General features: G+C 31.9%; 18 protein-coding genes. 15 read left to right on the forward strand and 3 right to left on the reverse strand.

Annotated elements, in window-relative coordinates:
- The first annotated feature begins 74 nt into the window (after positions 1–74).
- From AAYQ05_RS07915 to AAYQ05_RS07965, 11 genes are all read left to right on the forward strand, one after another.
- Complete coding sequence (locus AAYQ05_RS07915; protein ID WP_343542443.1) at positions 75–872, forward strand: hypothetical protein; 798 nt, start codon at positions 75–77, stop codon at positions 870–872.
- A 195-nt stretch (positions 873–1067) separates the two neighbouring features.
- Positions 1068–1985, forward strand: coding sequence for a restriction endonuclease (locus AAYQ05_RS07920; RefSeq protein ID WP_343542444.1), 918 nt, complete (start codon positions 1068–1070; stop codon positions 1983–1985).
- A gap of 201 nt (positions 1986–2186) precedes the next feature.
- A complete protein-coding gene (locus AAYQ05_RS07925; RefSeq protein ID WP_343542445.1) occupies positions 2187–2663 on the forward strand; it encodes a GNAT family N-acetyltransferase in 477 nt (158 codons plus the stop codon).
- A gap of 180 nt (positions 2664–2843) precedes the next feature.
- Positions 2844–3764, forward strand: a complete 921-nt coding sequence (locus AAYQ05_RS07930; RefSeq protein WP_343542446.1) for a DUF6438 domain-containing protein — start codon at positions 2844–2846, stop codon at positions 3762–3764.
- Between the two features lie 184 nt (positions 3765–3948).
- On the forward strand, positions 3949–4473 hold the full coding sequence (locus AAYQ05_RS07935; RefSeq protein WP_343542447.1) for a hypothetical protein: 525 nt from the start codon (positions 3949–3951) through the stop codon (positions 4471–4473).
- Positions 4474–4660: 187 nt separating this feature from the next.
- Positions 4661–5548 (forward strand): hypothetical protein, encoded by an 888-nt coding sequence (locus tag AAYQ05_RS07940; protein ID WP_343542450.1) that lies wholly within the window; start codon positions 4661–4663, stop codon positions 5546–5548.
- Positions 5549–5667: 119 nt separating this feature from the next.
- Positions 5668–6744 (forward strand): 23S rRNA (adenine(1618)-N(6))-methyltransferase RlmF, encoded by a 1077-nt coding sequence (rlmF, locus tag AAYQ05_RS07945; RefSeq protein ID WP_343542452.1) that lies wholly within the window; start codon positions 5668–5670, stop codon positions 6742–6744.
- A 123-nt stretch (positions 6745–6867) separates the two neighbouring features.
- On the forward strand, positions 6868–7104 hold the full coding sequence (locus AAYQ05_RS07950; protein ID WP_343542453.1) for a uroporphyrinogen decarboxylase: 237 nt from the start codon (positions 6868–6870) through the stop codon (positions 7102–7104).
- Between the two features lie 85 nt (positions 7105–7189).
- Positions 7190–8131, forward strand: coding sequence for an alpha/beta fold hydrolase (locus AAYQ05_RS07955; protein WP_343542455.1), 942 nt, complete (start codon positions 7190–7192; stop codon positions 8129–8131).
- A gap of 47 nt (positions 8132–8178) precedes the next feature.
- Positions 8179–10170 (forward strand): excinuclease ABC subunit UvrB, encoded by a 1992-nt coding sequence (gene uvrB / locus AAYQ05_RS07960; protein ID WP_343542456.1) that lies wholly within the window; start codon positions 8179–8181, stop codon positions 10168–10170.
- A 104-nt stretch (positions 10171–10274) separates the two neighbouring features.
- On the forward strand, positions 10275–12446 hold the full coding sequence (locus AAYQ05_RS07965) for a prolyl oligopeptidase family serine peptidase (RefSeq protein WP_343542458.1): 2172 nt from the start codon (positions 10275–10277) through the stop codon (positions 12444–12446).
- A 36-nt stretch (positions 12447–12482) separates the two neighbouring features.
- On the opposite strand, the gene AAYQ05_RS07970 is transcribed toward AAYQ05_RS07965, so the two are convergent.
- The gene (locus AAYQ05_RS07970) at positions 12483–12884 is read right to left on the reverse strand and encodes a TerB family tellurite resistance protein (RefSeq protein WP_177210486.1); all 402 of its coding nucleotides are present in this window, start codon (positions 12882–12884) and stop codon (positions 12483–12485) included.
- A gap of 57 nt (positions 12885–12941) precedes the next feature.
- Here AAYQ05_RS07970 and AAYQ05_RS07975 point away from each other — a divergent pair, with 57 nt between their 5' ends.
- From AAYQ05_RS07975 to AAYQ05_RS07990, 4 genes are all read left to right on the forward strand, one after another.
- A complete protein-coding gene (locus AAYQ05_RS07975) occupies positions 12942–13739 on the forward strand; it encodes an alpha/beta hydrolase (protein WP_343542638.1) in 798 nt (265 codons plus the stop codon).
- Between the two features lie 32 nt (positions 13740–13771).
- Positions 13772–14782 (forward strand): dipeptide epimerase, encoded by a 1011-nt coding sequence (locus tag AAYQ05_RS07980; RefSeq protein WP_343542459.1) that lies wholly within the window; start codon positions 13772–13774, stop codon positions 14780–14782.
- Between the two features lies 1 nt (position 14783).
- Positions 14784–15818: an aminotransferase class I/II-fold pyridoxal phosphate-dependent enzyme gene (locus AAYQ05_RS07985; protein WP_343542460.1), complete on the forward strand. Its 1035-nt coding sequence runs from the start codon at positions 14784–14786 to the stop codon at positions 15816–15818.
- Positions 15819–15914: 96 nt separating this feature from the next.
- Positions 15915–16379 carry a DUF1456 family protein gene (locus AAYQ05_RS07990; protein ID WP_343542462.1) on the forward strand — a complete coding sequence of 155 codons (465 nt, stop codon included), beginning with the start codon at positions 15915–15917 and terminating at the stop codon, positions 16377–16379.
- 129 nt (positions 16380–16508) lie between these two features.
- On the opposite strand, the gene AAYQ05_RS07995 is transcribed toward AAYQ05_RS07990, so the two are convergent.
- Complete coding sequence (locus AAYQ05_RS07995) at positions 16509–17222, reverse strand: LytR/AlgR family response regulator transcription factor (protein ID WP_343542463.1); 714 nt, start codon at positions 17220–17222, stop codon at positions 16509–16511.
- 3 nt (positions 17223–17225) lie between these two features.
- Positions 17226–18266, reverse strand: a complete 1041-nt coding sequence (locus AAYQ05_RS08000) for a sensor histidine kinase (protein WP_343542465.1) — start codon at positions 18264–18266, stop codon at positions 17226–17228.
- Between the last annotated feature and the right edge of the window lie 65 nt (positions 18267–18331).

Here is an 18331-nt window from a genome sequence, read left to right on the forward strand (position 1 = left end):
GTATGTTTTTGTCATAAACATATAATACTTATGCCTCTGTTAAAAAAAATGAAGCGTAAAATAAAATAAATCTAATGAAAATATTTTTAACGATATTTCTATTGAATATATCATTTTGCTTCGGTCAAAATTATTCATTAAATGACTTTGAAGAATGCAACATTCCTGATATGGAAAGCAAAGAATGGTATGATTTTAATCATTCAAATAAAGAGTTTGTTTTTACATTAGAATCGGGTAAGATAAAAGTGTTAAAATACAAGGAAGCATCTTCTGTAGAGTACAATATTCCCAATGGACAGTTGATTGCTATCAATATGGGAGAATTTGGAGGTGGATTATACTACAGACAAAAAGATTCAACTAAAATATTTTATGTTAATGGAAAAAATGGAAAGGATATTACACCAAGGTGGTTTGGAGGCCTAATGACTAACGAAACAGATCCAATTACTAAAGTCCTTAAAGATTGTAAACTTCTGAAAAGCGGGAATGTAAAATTTATTTTTGGAATTAAAAATTCAATTTATTTGCTAGAAGGCTTATCGCATATGGGATTAAATTCTGGAGGACTTTATACAATTAAGTGCTCTACAAATAATTTTTTTATTTCCGAAGCTTTAAATCTTGAAGATGCTCCGTCAGCTATGTCGATTTATAAAGATTGCATTTATCTAGCAGGTAGTAAAGGATTTTATATAATTGATGAAAACTTGAAGTTAAAGACAATTTTTGACAATTTATTTTGGTATGGACTTTATCCAACTTCAGTTGTTGTACTTGATAAGAAGAATGTATTTGTAACGATAAGAGGTGGCTACGTAAAAATCAATCCCGAAGAAAAAAAAATAAAACTTTATAAAGCAAAATAAGTACATCGCCCAACAGCCACTAAAACAGTTTTGGGCATTTGCCTTAATGGAAAGATGGTTTTATCTTTGAATGATTTGCTTCGCCTGTTCGCTATCGCTCAGGTGGCAAATCAGAGGAATGGGCTTAATTTAGTCCCAGACCCGCTGTAGCAACGGGAGGTTACCACCAATATTAAAAAAAAAAAAAACGAAATAATGATTCCTGATTATCAATCCATAATGTTACCACTCTTGAAAATAATGAGTGATGAAAGAACTCATAAACTTAGAGAGCTTATAGAAATCTTACATAGTCATTTTAAATTGAGTGATGTTGAGAGAAAAGAATTGTTGCCAAGTGGAAATCAAGCAATTTTTGACAATAGAGTTGGTTGGGCAAAATTCTATTTGGAAAAAGCTAATTTATTAAAGACTGAAAAAAGAGGATACTACCGTATAACAGAACTTGGGATGAGTTTTTTAAAATCAAATCCAAACGAACTTAGAACAAAAGATTTGGATAAATTTAAAGCTTTCAAGGAATTTAAAGAATCAATTACTCCCAAAAATGATGTTGCCAATTCTTATTCGGAAAATCAAGAAAATGTAGACATAAGTAAAACTCCAGAAGAAGCTTTAGAATATGCATATCAGAAATTAAAAAATGATTTATCAAGAGATTTACTTGATACTATCAAAAGTTGCTCTCCATCATTTTTTGAAAAGTTGGTCATTGATATGTTAACAAAAATGGGATACGGAGGTTCACGTAAAGACGCCGGAAGAGCTTTAGGCAAATCAGGAGATGGGGGAATTGACGGAATAATAAAAGAAGACAAATTAGGTCTCGACACAATTTATATTCAAGCAAAAAGATGGGAAAATATTGTTCCGGTTAGAGAAATTAGAGACTTTGCGGGTGCATTACTTTCAAAAAAAGCTAGAAAAGGTATTTTTATTACAACATCTAGTTTTCCAAAAGGAGCTTATGAATTTGTTGAGAGCATCGAACATAAAATAGTATTAATTGATGGTGGACGACTTACAGATTTAATGTTTGAGTTTAATGTTGGTTTATCAACTCAATCTACTTATGAAGTGAAAAGAATTGATACTGATTATTTTGACGAATAAAAATACCGGTAGTAACAGCTATTACAACAGATTTGGGCAATAGGCTTAATGGAAAGATGTTTTTTGTATTTGGGATGATTTGCTTCACCTTTTCGCTACCGCTCGAATGGCAAATCCGATGGATGGATTTGATTTTGTGCCAAACCTGCTTTAGTGCCAGAACGTTAGTCCCAAACTTAAGCGAAGAACTCACAACGACAAATGACAGAGAATATTGAAATTATACAGACGACTGAATTAAACGAACAAGCAAAAAAGCAAGTGCTTGACTTATGGAATAGCGAATATCCTGAAAAACTTTCATACAATAGTTTGACTGAATTCGACAATTATCTGCAAAACTTAAATAACCTTAAGCATTTTTTGATGACAAATGACATAGGCTTAATTTTGGGTTGGGCTCTGACATTTGACAGAGATAATGAGAAGTGGTTTGCTATCATTTTATCAGAAAAAATAAAAGGAAATGGATTAGGACGAAAAATGCTAGACAAAATTAAAAATACTGAAGTAGTATTAAATGGTTGGGTAATAGCTCATAACAATGACAAGAAGAAAAACGGTCAAGAATATATTTCACCATTGAAATTTTATGAAAAATGTGGTTTTAGAATTTTAAAAGATGTAAGACTTGAACTTGACAAAATTTCAGCAGTAAAAATAAAATGGCAAAAATAAACCAATAAAGTCTGAGACTAACAGTTAGCACAACAGATCTAGGCAATAAGCTTGATGGAAAAATGATTTTGAGTTTGGAATGATTTGCTTCGCCTGTTCGCTATCGCCCGGGTGGCAAATCCGATAATAGGCCTTAATTTAGTCGCAAAGCCACTGTAGTAGCAGGATGTTACCAATAATATGAAGAAACTAACTCTAATATTCGTAATTATTTTTTCAAACGTAGCCTTTGGAAATAAAATAGATGAACTCAAAACAGATAAAGACGTTGAGGATTTTATCAAAACTGTAGCTCCTGAATTTGTTAAGAAAGTATGGAAAGATTTTGATTATGGAAATTTTAGAATCGTTCCAACAGATAGCATTTATACAAATTTAAAATGTCAGAAGATTTTCAATCAATCTGAAATAAATAATTGGAAAAAAGTAGACATTAACAACGATGGACTAACTGATTTGCTTTTCATTCCGCATTACTACGGATATTCACAATATGCTATAATTGATCAAGGCAGTAATAATTTTAAACTAACTAGATTTATTATAGATTTTGCAATTTGTGAATATGTGAAACCAATTAAAGTTAAAGATAAAAATGAATTACAAATTCGAAAAGTAAATTTACCCTTTGATTTTGATGATAACATTGAGAAATATATCAAGATAGATACTTTAACATATAAGTTTGATTCTTTTATTGAACTTAACGACAAAGTCATCATTGATAATAAAATTAAATCTATAAAAGTTAAAACGGATTATTGCTTTGGAACCTGTCCAGTTTTTAAACTTACAATTAATAAAGATGGTTTAGCTGAGTTTGATGGTATAGAATTTACTAAGTTTAGAGGAAAATCAATAAAGCAATTTGACCCAAAAAATATTGCAGAAATATTTGACTTACTAAATTATATAGAAATTAAGAAATTAAAAGATTCCTACGAAGTTAATTATACTGATGCTTCAACAGCAACTCTTGAGATAATTTTTGAAGATGGATCAATTAAGAAAATAAAAGATTACGGGTTAAGTGGCACTTATGGATTAAGTGCTCTGTATTCAAAACTAACTAAATTAGCAACAGAAACTGAATGGAAATAAAATACTGCCGGTAACAGCTACTACAGCGCATTTGGGCAATTACCTTAACAGAAAAATGTTTTTATATTTGGAATGATTTGCTTCATCTGTTCACTATCGCTCGGGTGGCAAATCTGAAGAATGGGCTTAATTTAGTCTCAAATCTGATGTAGCACCTAAGCTTTTGCCTTAATACAAAGTAGAAATGAGTAAAATAAAGATTATAATTACTTCTCTCCTTATTTGCTTTATTATGCAAGCACAGGAAAAATCAGAAGCCGAAAATTTTGTCATTGACTTTTTTAAAAAAGAAAAAATAGATAAAATCACCTATACCGAAAACATACCACCTTCCCATTTAGAATATATAAAAGATGCTTTAAAAGCAACCACTCTTCAAATTCGGGATACAAGATTTGCAAAAAATATTGATGAAATGCCAAATAGTATACTATTCACAAGTAAAGAGATGGATTATGTATATAAAGAAATTGAAGACAACAATAAAACAGGTTGGGCAAAGGGAAAACTCGAGAATTCTGAATTTATTGCTAGTGAAAAAAGTGAAAAATATTATGGAATTTATAGTTTTTCGAAACCTGTATTTTTAAGAAATAATACACTTTGCATATTTTACTCTGAAGGCAATGAAAGTGGAATGCTTGCTACATACATAAAAATCAATGGCGAGTGGAAATATTATTCAGGCTTTTTCGCATGGGTAAATTAAGTACTACTGCTAACAGCAACTATAACAAATTTGGGCAATTGACTTAATGGGATAATGTTTTTATATTTGGGAAGATTTGCTTCGCCTGATCACTATCGCTCGTGTCGCAAATCCGAAGAATAGCCTTAATTTAGTCCAAAACCAGCTCTAGTACTAGAGCGTTGATAGTAATTTTGATTCAAAAACTATGACAAATTCATTTAATCAAGATGTAATAAACAAAATTGATGTTTTAAAAAATAGCATTAACTCTTCAGTTGAGGAAATCGAATTAATCGAAACTTATACAAAACTTAGTGAAATAGGTGAAAAATTTGAATTAAATGAAATAACAAATTTTTTAATTCAAAAGTACATAACTGAAAAAAATGAGAATGTAAAAAGCATAATTCATAGCTCGATACGAAAACAGGCAAAAAACGAAAATACCGAAGTAAAACCTTTACTCTTAATTTTACAGAAATATAAAAAAAGTAATATTGTAGAGTCTATCATAGAATTATTGCATAATTCGAAAAATTCTGAAATCGAAAATGCCCTAATTAATATTTTAGAAAGCAATCATAGTGACTGGATTTATAAAAGAGTAAATACTTGCTTACATACTTCTGGCACCAGAAAATCAATTCCTCATCTAGTAAAGAAAATTAATCATAAAAGCAATGATGTTGCTACCTCTTCATTAATAACAATTATTCGTCTTGCAGATGAACGCGAATCGGAATTATTTATTAATGAATTAACTAACGGAAAAATTAAAGATACTGCTATGGAAGGAGTTTGTCTATATTCTGGAATTGAAGCCGTAGACAATGTAATAGAAAGATTAAAAAAGAAAACGAATCGTAAAAGAGAAACTGATTGTTCAACTTATTTTTATTTAGGAAATGAAAATGAAACTACAATTGGATTAAAATTTCTAAATAAATTTAAAGAAGAAAGGAAGGATATAGAAACTTTTTTTACGTTTTTGCTAGAAAAAAGAATCGACAAACTCTTCGATTATGAAATTGATACTTTAAAAGAACTTATAAAAGCACCAAGTACTGAGATTACATTGAAAAAAAGAATATAGCATCAAAAAAAACTACCGCCAATAGCTACTACAACAGATTTGGGCAATAGGACTAATGGGAATTTCCTAAAATCATTTCCAAAAAAGGAATGCCTATCTTTGCATCGAAATCAAAAAAAATGAAAGCAGAAAACAATTCCCAAAAAGACAATTTACATCCAAGAAATCTTCATCGAAACCGATATGATTTTGAACTTCTCATTTCAAATTGTCCCGAATTAAAAGCTTTTGTCTCCATTAATAAACACGGAATAGAAACCATCGATTTCAGTAATCCGCTTGCTGTAAAAACATTAAACAAGGCTTTACTTAAAACGTATTACAACATTCAAAACTGGGATATTCCTAAAAATTATCTTTGCCCGCCAATTCCAGGACGTGCCGATTATATTCATTACATAGCCGATTTATTGGCCGAAAGCAATAACAATCAAATTCCAGAAACCAGCACTGTTTTAGGACTAGATATCGGTACGGGCTCAAATTTAATCTATCCGATATTAGGAAATTCGATTTACAATTGGAGTTTTGTCGGAACAGATATTGACCAAAAATCAATTGAAAATTGCGCTAAAATTATTGAAACCAATCCAGAATTAATTGATTCTATCAGCTTGCAGCAGCAAACCGAACCTCGATTTATTTTTAAAAATATTATCACGCCCGAAGATCGTTTTACATTCACGATGTGCAATCCGCCTTTTCATGCATCTGCCGAAGAAGCTCATAAAAGCACTTCTAGAAAAGTTTCTAATTTAAACCCGAAAGAAAAAAGAAATACAAATCCAGTTTTAAATTTTGGCGGACAAAATGCAGAATTGTGGTGCAACGGTGGCGAAATCGGATTTATCACGCAAATGATTTACGAAAGCGCTAAATATCCATCGCAAGTATTGTGGTTTACTACTCTAGTTTCTAAAAAAGAAAATCTTTCATCGATTTACAAAATCTTGAAAAAAGTAAACGCCGTTTCTGTCAAAACAATCGAAATGTCGCAAGGGCAAAAAAATAGCCGAATTGTAGCCTGGAGTTTTCTAAATAATTCTGAACAGAAATTTTGGGCTTTAAAAAACATAAACGATTCTAAAATCGAATATAATAACGATTTAAATTCTACCGAAGAAAATATCAAAAAAGGAAATTCTTATTTGCATTCTGAAATTAAAGATGAAATTGAACAATGGAAAAAGAGATAATTTACATTTAAAAAGACTTAATTTATTCTCTTTTTGCATATACTCTTTTGATTTCCAAAACAAAACCTTGATTTTATAATTAGCTTTTGCTACATTTATTGTAAACTATTTAAAATCAAGATTATGGCAGAATATATTGGTTATCTCGCATCTGTATTTATTGTTGGAGGTTTTTTGCTAAAAAATCTCCGAGCAATCCGATTTATTAATATGTTTGGCTGTATCTGTTTTGTCATTTATGGCATCTTTTTAAACGACTATAGAGATTTTAACCAATGGCTTTGGCCCGTAATAATTCCGAATGCTATTTTAGCTTTTGTACAGACTTATTATCTGACTTCCAAAAACGATAAATCTTAAAATTATGATATTTTAAAATAAAATTCTGATACACTTTTCGCCAGCTCTACTCGTAACTTTAAGCTGAAAATTGAATTTTATTACTATGTTAAAACTATATTTCCGATTGGCAGTTGTGCTCTTTTTAGTCGCAAGCTGTTCTTCGTCCAAAAAGGCAAAATTTGACGATTATGTTTTTAAAACTAGAACTGAAGAGGTAAAGTATCAAACTGCTTATGATAAAGCTTTAAAACTTTGGAATATTCCATATACCGAAGAAGATGTAAAAACTAGTTTTGGAACCGCACATGTAATTATTGCTGGACCAAAAAACGGAAAAGATCTTGTTTTACTTCACGGAATGGATGCCAGTTCAACCATGTGGCATCCTAACATTAAAACTTTGGCCAAAAATCATCGCATTTACGCCATCGATTTTATAATGGAACCCAATAAATCTAACTTAACTGCGAAACCGCTTTCATCCGATAATATTGTTGTTTTTTACAATGAAGTTTTCAGCTATTACAAATTAAAGAAATTTGATATCATTGGTGCTTCACGAGGCGGCTGGATTGCAACATTATTAGCCACTCAAAAATCAAATTCGATCGATAAAATTGTTTTATTAAGTCCAGCGCAGACTTTTAAATTTCTTGATAAACCAAGAAAAACGACTTCGGCCCTAATGCTAAAACTTTTTCCGAGCGAAAAGAAATTCAGTAAAACATTAAACACTTTTTCAACTCATCCAGAAAATATTAGTGTCATTTATAAAAGACAGTTCTATTTGGCCAATAAATATGCAAAATCAAATTCCAGCATGCTTAAAATGATGCCTTTTTCAGATAAAGAATTAGAATCTATTCAAAATCCGGTTTTAGTTTTAATCGGAGATAAAGACGTTATTAATTCAGAAGAAAGTTTAGATCTTGCAAAAAAACATCTTGTCAATTGTAAAACAAAAACGGTAAAAGATGCAGGGCATTTTTTAACCATAGATCAGCCAAAAGCGGTAAATGATGCGATCATTAATTTTTTAGATTAGAATTCAAACTTCGTATCTTTACAAAACCAAATTTTCAGTATACTCAAATGAAATTTCAAGTTTCCTCAGAATATAGTCCAAAAGGAGATCAGCCTCAAGCCATACAAAAATTGGCACAGGGCGTGGTCGACGGAGATAAATACCAAACTTTATTAGGAGTTACAGGCTCGGGAAAAACATTTACCGTTGCCAACGTAATTCAGGAAGTGCAAAGACCTACTTTGGTTCTGGCGCACAATAAAACTTTGGCCGCTCAATTATACTCTGAGTTCAAACAATTTTTTCCAAATAATGCTGTTGAATATTTCGTTTCGTACTACGACTATTATCAGCCAGAAGCTTTTATGCCTGTAACCGGAGTTTTCATTGAAAAAGATTTATCAATCAATGAAGAATTGGAAAAGATGCGTTTAAGCACTACTTCTTCCCTTCTTTCTGGTCGCCGCGATGTTTTGGTTGTAGCTTCAGTTTCTTGTTTGTATGGTATTGGAAACCCAGTTGAATTTCAGAAAAACGTTATTGAAATTAAACGAGACCAGGTTATTTCAAGAACTAAATTATTACACAGTTTAGTGCAGAGTTTATACGCTAGAACAGAAGCCGATTTTAACCCAGGAACTTTCAGGATTAAAGGAGACACAGTTGAAGTTTATCCAAGTTATGCAGACGATGCATATCGAATTCATTTCTTTGGAGACGAAATTGAAGAGATTGAATCTTTTGATGCAAAAACATCTCAGGTTATCGAGAAATTTCAAAGATTAACCATTTATCCTGCCAACATGTTTGTGACTTCTCCAGAAGTTTTACAAGGCGCAATTTGGCAGATCCAGCAAGATTTGGTGAAACAGGTTGATTATTTTAAAGAAATTGGAAAACATCTGGAAGCCAAACGTTTGGAAGAAAGAACCAATTTTGATCTGGAAATGATTCGCGAATTGGGTTATTGCTCTGGAATTGAAAATTACTCACGCTACCTTGACGGACGTGAAGCAGGAACGCGACCTTTCTGTTTATTAGATTATTTTCCGAGCGATTATTTAATGATTATTGATGAAAGTCACGTAACTGTTTCTCAAGTTCATGCTATGTATGGAGGCGACCGAAGCCGTAAAGAAAACCTTGTGGAATATGGTTTTAGATTGCCTGCCGCTATGGACAACCGCCCTTTAAAATTTGAAGAATTTGAAGCCTTGCAAAATCAGGTTATATATGTTTCTGCAACACCCGCCGATTACGAACTACAAAAATCGGATGGTATTTATGTCGAACAGATTATTCGCCCTACAGGATTATTAGATCCTGTTATTGAAGTGCGCCCAAGCTTGAATCAGATTGATGATTTGATTGAGGAAATCCAAGTTCGCTGTGAATTGGACGAAAGGGTTCTTGTGACAACTTTGACCAAAAGAATGGCCGAAGAATTGGCTAAATATTTAACTAAAGTGAACATTCGATGCCGATACATACATTCTGAAGTAGATACTTTAGAGCGTATCGAAATTATGCAGGATTTACGAAAAGGTCTTTTTGATGTCTTAATTGGAGTTAACTTACTTCGCGAAGGTTTAGACTTACCAGAAGTTTCGCTTGTTGCTATCTTAGATGCTGATAAAGAAGGTTTCTTGAGAAATTATCGTTCGTTAACGCAAACCATCGGACGTGCGGCGAGAAACTTAAACGGTAAAGCGATTATGTATGCTGATAAGATTACGGCAAGCATGCAGAAAACAATCGATGAAACCAATTACAGAAGAACGAAACAAATTAATTTCAACGTTGAAAATAATATTGTTCCTCAAGCTTTAAATAAAAAAATCGAAAGCGCATTTACCAAGAATCCTTTGGTTGAATATGAATTAGGTCATCCGATTCCTGTTGCAGCTGAACCAGAAACAGCTTATCTATCTAAAGCTGAATTAGAAAAAATGATTCGTGAAAAACGCAAAACGATGGAAAAAGCAGCTAAAGAATTAGACTTCTTGCAAGCTGCTAAACTTCGTGACGAGATTAAAAAACTACAGGAGCAATTACAATAAGAAAAACATAATTAACTATATATCAATTAATTAAAATAATTTCATAACTTTACCTGTCCATAATCTATCTGGAAATTCAGCCTTTCTTTTAAACTAGACAGATTATGAATACGAAATTACTTTGCACTACTGTAGCACTCAGCTCAGTAGTATCGTTTTTTGGGCAAAATAAACCACAGCCCGCGCCAGAAAAAATTGTCACAGACGAATATTTTGGAGAAAAGATAGAAGATGGCTATCAATATTTAGAAAATTTAAATGACCCGAATGTTGTCGCTTGGATGAAAGCGAATACAGATTATACTCGGCAAAAATTAAGCGAAATTCCAGAACGGCAAAATCTTGAAAAAAAACTCAAAGAGCTTGATGCAAGAAAAGAAAGTACAATCTCTGAATTACAAATTACAGAGAACGACCATTATTTCTATCTAAAACGAAATGCCAACGAAGAAAATGGCAAATTGTACCAGAGAATTGGTTATAAAGGAACCGAGAAATTACTTTTTGATCCAGAAACTTATAAAAAAGCAGCTGGAGTAAATTACAACATCAGCTCTATAACTCCCAATGAAAAAGGAGATAAAGTAGCGATAGAAATTTCACCAAGCGGTTCTGAAAGTGCCGAATTGCTTATTATAAACAGCGATGGAAAAGTTTATCCTGAAGTATTCGACAGATGCTGGTTCAGCTCCCCTTCGTGGATGCCAGATGGTAATTCATTTACATACGGTCGCTTAAATTCTTCCAATGTTACAGATCCAAATAGATTATTAAACTCCAAAGTTTACTATCATAAATTAGGAGAAGATCCAAACAAAGATGTCGAATTTTTGTCCAATACAACCAATCCTGAACTTAATATAGGTGCAGAAGAATTCCCTTTAAATCTTTATCATAAAAATTCTAATAAAAACTACGGACTGGTTGTTACGGTTGATAATCGAATTAAGTTATATGACACCGATTTAAAAGATAGTTTTAAACCTGCAAAATGGACCAACTTGGTCGATAAAAAAGATGAAGTGACCAATTATCTTGTCGATAAAGAGTTTATTTATTATTTAACTTATAAAAATGCTTCCAACTATAAAATCATCAAAGTTCCTATTTCAGATCCAGATATAGAAAAAGCAAAAACAGTTGTACCAGAACCAAAAAATGGAAACATTACCGATTTTAAACTTACAAAGGATGGCTTATATTATTCAATTACAGAAAACGGTGTTCAAGCAAAAGTATTTTTCTTAGCAAAAGGAAAAACAGATCCGATTGAATTAAAATTACCTCTGCAAGCAGGTTCAGTCTCTTTTTTGGCTATAAGCGAAAATAAAAGCGAAATTTGGATGACGCTTTCGGGTTGGACTTCTCCTCAAAAACGTTATTTGTACAATCCAACAACAAATACGTTTACTTTTCAGCCATTATCAAAACCTATTGAATATCCTGAATTTAAAGATTTAGTGTCTAAAGAAATTATGGTTCCATCTTATGATGGTGTTAAGGTTCCTGTTTCTATCATTTATAACAAAAACATTAAGCTAAATGGCGACAATCCAATTCTTATGGTTGGATATGGTGCTTACGGAATCTCGCTTGAACCACGTTTTAGCACTGGATTTGCATTGCCTTACTGCACTTATGGCGGCATATATGTTGTTGCTCACGTTAGAGGTGGCGGAGAATTGGGCGAAGCTTGGCATAAAGCAGGTTTTAAAACCACCAAACCTAATACATGGAAAGATTTAATTGCGGTTACTGAATATCTTATTAAAGAGAAGTATTCTTCTCCTAAAAGAATTGCCATTTGGAGCGCAAGCGCTGGCGGTATATTAATTGGACGAGCTATTACGGAGCGACCAGACTTGTTTGCAGCTGCCATTCCAGAAGTAGGAGAATTTAATACGATTCGTTCAGAATTAGCCCCAAATGGTCCTGGTAATATTCCTGAATTTGGAACTATAAAAGACAAAACAGAGTTCAAGGCGCTCCTAGAAATGGATTCGTTTCATCATATTAAAAAAGGAACTGCCTATCCGGCAACATTAATAACAGCGGGAATGAATGATCCTCGTGTAATTGCATGGCAACCTGCAAAATTTGCAGCTTCACTTCAAAATGCAAACACCTCCAACAATCCAATCTTTTTTTTAGCCGACTTTGAATCAGGTCATGGAATGGGTGACAGCGCAACAAAAGTTATCGAAAAAGACAGCAACTTAATCAGTTTTGCTTATGCATATACTGGACATCCAAAATTTCAACCTTCTAAAAAATAAATCCGAAACAAATAATAAACGAAAAAAGGTTTTAATCTAATTGTGTTGTTCGTGAAAAATTTCCAACAGCACAATTGGGTTAATTACTGTATTTGGTGCTTTTTTCATCATTTCTAAAACACGTTTTACAGCAGAAAGGTTCAGTCCCATTCCGATAGCGATCTGTTGAATAGCATGAAATTCTCTTTCGTGCAAAACGCCATCACAATGCATTAATAAAGCCAATCTATAAAACTGATTGATACGCTGCATTTCAGATGGTATTGGCAATGGTTTTGTTTCCTGATGAAATAAATCCTGAAATTCTTCCTCGCTAATATTCAATTCCAAAGCTACAATTCTCAAAAATTCAAGCTCACGTTTGTGCAAATGTCCATCTACAGTGGCGAGGGTAATCATTTCTAAAAGTAAACTTCTTTTTTCTGCTTCTGTATTCATCAATTTATTATTTTTAGCTAAAATATTGCTTTTAAATAAAAATACAAAACAAGGATGATGAAGAGGATTTTCTTGGCAGTTTTACTTCTATTTACTCTTATTGGCAAGGCACAAAGCACTGCTTCAAAAAATGTATCTACTTTTACAATTGAAGCGCCTCAACTAAATACCTCAAAAAAAATCTGGATTTATCTTCCAGAAAATTATTCCAAAGACATTCAGAAAAAATACAGCGTTATTTACATGCACGACGCTCAAAATCTGTTTGATGCTAAAACTTCTTATTCTGGCGAATGGAATGTAGACGAAAAATTGGACAGCCTAAAAGCTCCCGTAATTGTTGTAGGAATTGAGCATGGAAATGAAAAACGAATCGAAGAGCTTACTCCTTTTAAAAATGAAAAATATGGTGGCGGAAATGCCGATAATTATCTCGAATTTATCGTAAAAACCTTAAAACCGTATATCGATAAAAATTACAGAACCAAAACAAAAGCCAAAAACACGATTCTTTTTGGAAGCTCTCTCGGCGGACTAGTTTCTTATTACGGAGCATTAAAATACCCTGAAATTTTTGGTAAAGCGGGTGTTTTTTCGCCTTCATTCTGGTTTTCACCTGAAATTTATACTTTCACAGAAAAGCAATCTAAAATTAAAACTAAGATCTATTTTCTGTGTGGCGATAAAGAAAGTGATGACATGGAAAAAGATTTAACTAAAATGAAACGTTTACTAGATACCAAACGCTGTTATTGTCTTCATCTAGATAAAACCAAGATTGTAAAAGGCGGAGAACATAATGAAAAGCTTTGGCGTGATCATTTTACAGAAGCAATACTCTGGCTTGGCTATTAATTGAAAAAAAACTAAAAAAACATCGCATACCAATGAAACTAATTTTAAGAGAATACAATCTCAAACTAAAACACACTTTCACCATTTCGAGAGAATCCATAGATTTTCAGCCTTCGTTAATTGTTGAATTGCAAAGCGATGGCTTGTCGGGTTTTGGAGAAGCAACTTCAAATCCGTATTACAATACGACTGTGCCGATGATGATGCAGGATTTAGAAAAAATTAGATCTATTATTGAAAACACAGAAAATGAAACTCCAGAAGTATTTTGGGCAAAAATTCATCCCTATTTAAAAGACGATATGTTTGCTTTATGCGCCTTAGATCTAGCTTATAACGATTTGTATGCTCGCAAAAAAGGCAAAAAGCTTTACGAATTATGGAACTACACAACCGAAAAAAATCCGATGACGGATTACACTATCGGAATTGCTTCTATTGATAAAATGGTTTCTAAAATGCAGGAACTTCCATGGCCTATTTATAAAATTAAATTAGGAACCAAAGAAGATATCGAAATTGTAAAAGCGCTTCGAAAACATACCAATGCCATTTTTAGGATTGATGCCAATTGCGGATGGACAGTTGAAGAAACCATAAATAATTCGATTGAACTAAAAAAATTAGGTGTTGAATTTCTAGAACAGCCTATGAAAGCTGATAATTGGGAAGGACATAAAGAGGTTTTTAAACATTCTGCTCTTCCAGTAATTGCTGACGAGAGTTGTATTATTGAAGAAGATGTAGCTAAATGTTTCAATCATTTTCATGGCGTGAATGTAAAACTGGTAAAATGCGGTGGTTTAACGCCTGGAAAACGCATGATTGAAGAAGCTAAAAAACTTGGTTTACGAACAATGGTTGGCTGTATGACAGAATCTACTGTTGGAATTTCTGCTATTGCGCATTTGCTTCCTCAATTGGATTATGTAGATATGGATGGTGCGTTACTTTTAGCAGAAGATATTGCAACAGGTGTTACTATAAAAGATGGTGTTGTAAGTTATTCTGATTTAAACGGAACGGGAGTTACACTTTTATAAAATGAAAGTCGAAAAATTTCCAGATCGAGTAATCGAAATTGACCAAGAACATTATTTGTATTTTGGCGGAACTGCCTATTTGGGTCTTCCGACAAATACAGCGTTTCAGGATTTAGTCGTTCAGAACATTTTAAAATGGGGAACTACTTACGGAAGTTCTAGAACTGCGAATATTCAATTAACGGCTTATGATGTAGGCGAAAACTTTTTAGCATCTCATATTGGCTCAGAAAGTACCGTTACCGTTTCTTCGGGAATGCTGGCTGGAAAACTTGTTTTAGAAAAATTGAAAGAGCAAACCGATTGTTTTTATCATTTAAATGAAATTCATTCCGCTATTCAAATTGAAAATAGTGATCCTGTTTTTATAAATAAAAAACTGAGTGACCGTTTATTAGATTCAAAATCTGAGAAAATAACGATTCTAACTGATGGTGTTCCTTCTTTTGAAACAAAACCAATCGATCTAACTTTTATAAAAGAAATTTCAAAGGAAAAGGAAATTACATTAGTTATTGATGAATCGCATTCATTAGGAATTGTGGGAGAAAATGGTTCTGGAATTTATGCTTCAATTGATTTTCCAATTAAAAGAAAAATATTGGTTTCATCTCTCGGAAAAGCTTTCGGCTTAACAGGCGGAGTAATTGCATCAAATTCTGAATTCATTGACTCAATAAAAGAAATTGAAACTTTTACAAGTGCTGCCGGAATGAATCCTGCTTTTGTACAAACACTTTCTGATGCTAAAGAAATTTATAAAACACAGCATCAAAAATTGAAAGATAATTTGAGTTACATCGATACGATTTTAACTAAAAACAGTACTGTTCTATTTGATAAAAACTATCCTTTAATTTATCTTTTATCAAATGAATTAGTTGAAAAATTAAAACAGGAAAAAATCATTATTGCTAGTTTTAGATACACCAAAGAAGCTGAACCATTAAATCGAATTGTAGTTACAGCAAATCATTTAAAAGAAGATTTGGATAAATTGGTCGCAACTTTAAATGATTTCAATTCTAGATTTTAATCATTTTAAAAACTACCTTTGTAAAATAAATTAGGAGTTTTAGTTTCAGATTGAAAACTTGAAACTTGAAACAGAAAAAAACCTGAAACAAAAATTATGACAAATAACGATATACTTAAAAAACTTCGCGTGGCTTTGATGCTCCGTGATGACCAAATAGTTGAAATTTTAGAATTGGTAGATTTTAGAATTTCAAAGTCTGAATTAGGTGCTTTTTTTAGAGCCGAAGATCATCCAAATTATATGGAATGTGGCGATCAGGTTTTAAGAAACTTCTTAAACGGATTGGTTATTCATTTAAGAGGAACTAAAGAAAATCCTAAAAATCCAAATGACGTTTTAGCAAAACATAAAGCTGAAATTCCGAAGAAGGAAACGTCTAAAGAAAGACCAGAATTCAAAGCTGCTCCAAAAGATTCAGAAAAATACAGAGGTGATCAAAGTGCATCAAAGTCAGGTTCATCAGCTGGAAAACCTAAAAAGAAATCATTCCCAAAAGGAAACGGAAAACCGGTTGTTGTAGAAAAAGTGGTATTCAAAAACGGCAAGAATAAGAAATAATTTTACCGCAATTCCAATAATTTATCTGGAATTACTATATTTTTAGCCACAGATTAAAATGATTATAATGATTTTTTGAAAATCTGTGTTAATCTTTTTAATCTGTGGCTAAATTTTTTGCGTTAAAATTTAAATCTTATTCTCTTCTATTTTATCAAAAAAAGCCTCTTTAAAAGTTGCACCAATCGGCAATTCTTTTCCATTTATAAAAACAGAAAAATTATCTGTGGATTCTATATGCTGCAATGAAACCACATACGATTTATGTATTTGAATAAAATCCTTTTCTGGCAATGATTCAATAACATTTTTTAATGACGAATGTGTAATAATCTGCTGCTTTACAGTATGAATGCAAACATAATTCTGTAAACTTTCTACGTATAAAACATCATTCAAAAAAACTTTCTGAAACTTATTTTTTCCATCTGTTTTTATAAATAAAAAATCTGGTGCAGTACTATTAGCGGTACTCGAAACTTCTATTTTGGATTCAGAGTTTAGTTTAGAAACGGCTTGATAAAATCGTTCGAATGCAATTGGTTTTAATAAATAATCAACTGCATTTAATTCAAATCCTTCTAAAGCAAAATCTGGATAAGCCGTTGTAAAAATTACTTTTATATCCTTAGAAATGATTTTAGAAATCTGTAAACCTGTTAATTGCGGCATTTGAATATCAAGAAAAATAGCATCTACAGATTGTGAATTTAGAAATTCTAATGCTTTTAACGAATCATTAAAAACGCCTACTTTCTCCAGAAAATTCACTTTCCCAATGTAATTTTCCAATATTCGAGTTGCAGGCGGTTCGTCGTCGACAATTATGCATTTAAAAGCCATAAATTATTTCTTTAGCGGTATTTTTAAGTAAGTTTTAAAGGTATTATTTTCTTCTGTTTTTTCAAGAATAAATTGGCTTTTATAAGTGTATTCCAGTCTTTTTGTCAAGTTATCAAAACCGATTCCAGTTGACGAATAATTTTCTCCCTGAATGAAATAATTGAAAGTTGAAATTTCTAGAAAATCGTTTTTTATTTGAATTGAAATAATAGCTTTTTCTTCTTCATTATTAAATTTTCCATGCTTGAAAACATTTTCAACAAAGTGAATTAAAGCCGACGAAATGATTTTTTCGTTTGAATAATTTCCTTCCACTTTAAAATCTAAAAATAACTGATCTTCAAATCTTTTCTTTTGCAGATGAATATAGTTTTGAATAAATTGAATTTCTTTTGAAAGTATCGCTTCATCTTTATCTGTTTCCGTAATAACATACCGAAGTAAATCAGAAAGGACCAAAATATCATCAGCCATTTCATCTTCTTTCATAACCAACTGACTGTAAAAAGAGTTCAACGTATTAAACAAAAAATGCGGACTAACTTGCGCTTTTAGCATTTGAAATTCTGCTTTTTTATTCTCTAAAAGCAATTCTTGATTTTGATGCTGAGCGGTTTGAAATTGCCAAAATAAAAAGGTCAAAGCACTTAAAAAGACAGCTGGCAGTCCAAAGAAAAAGTTATCTTTTATGTAATAACCTATTTCTCTAGCTTCTTCATAGTAATTGTGCATTCCGGTAATATTATACATAACGACTTCTTGCAAAAAATAACGAACAGCCGCAAAAAGCAATAGCGAAACTGGAATTGTCAGGATATAAAAAAGTAATTTCTTCTTGTTTAAAAACCATTCGCAGAAATAGTAAAAGTTGAGAATGTAAATACAAAATATTGCTAACAAATGAGTTGGCGTAATTCCATAACATATTCCTTTAATTACAATTTCTATTTTTTGATCATTAAGTCCAATATCCCAGAAAATGTAGGTTAGGAATAATAAAAAGAAAAAAACAATGTGATAGTAAAAAGGTATTCTTGATTTCATAGTTTTTGATAATTAACTCAAAAATACCATTAAGCCTTAAATAGAAAATGGCATTTATTTAAAAC

This window comes from Flavobacterium movens (genome assembly GCF_039581425.1).
GTDB lineage: Bacteria > Bacteroidota > Bacteroidia > Flavobacteriales > Flavobacteriaceae > Flavobacterium > Flavobacterium luteolum.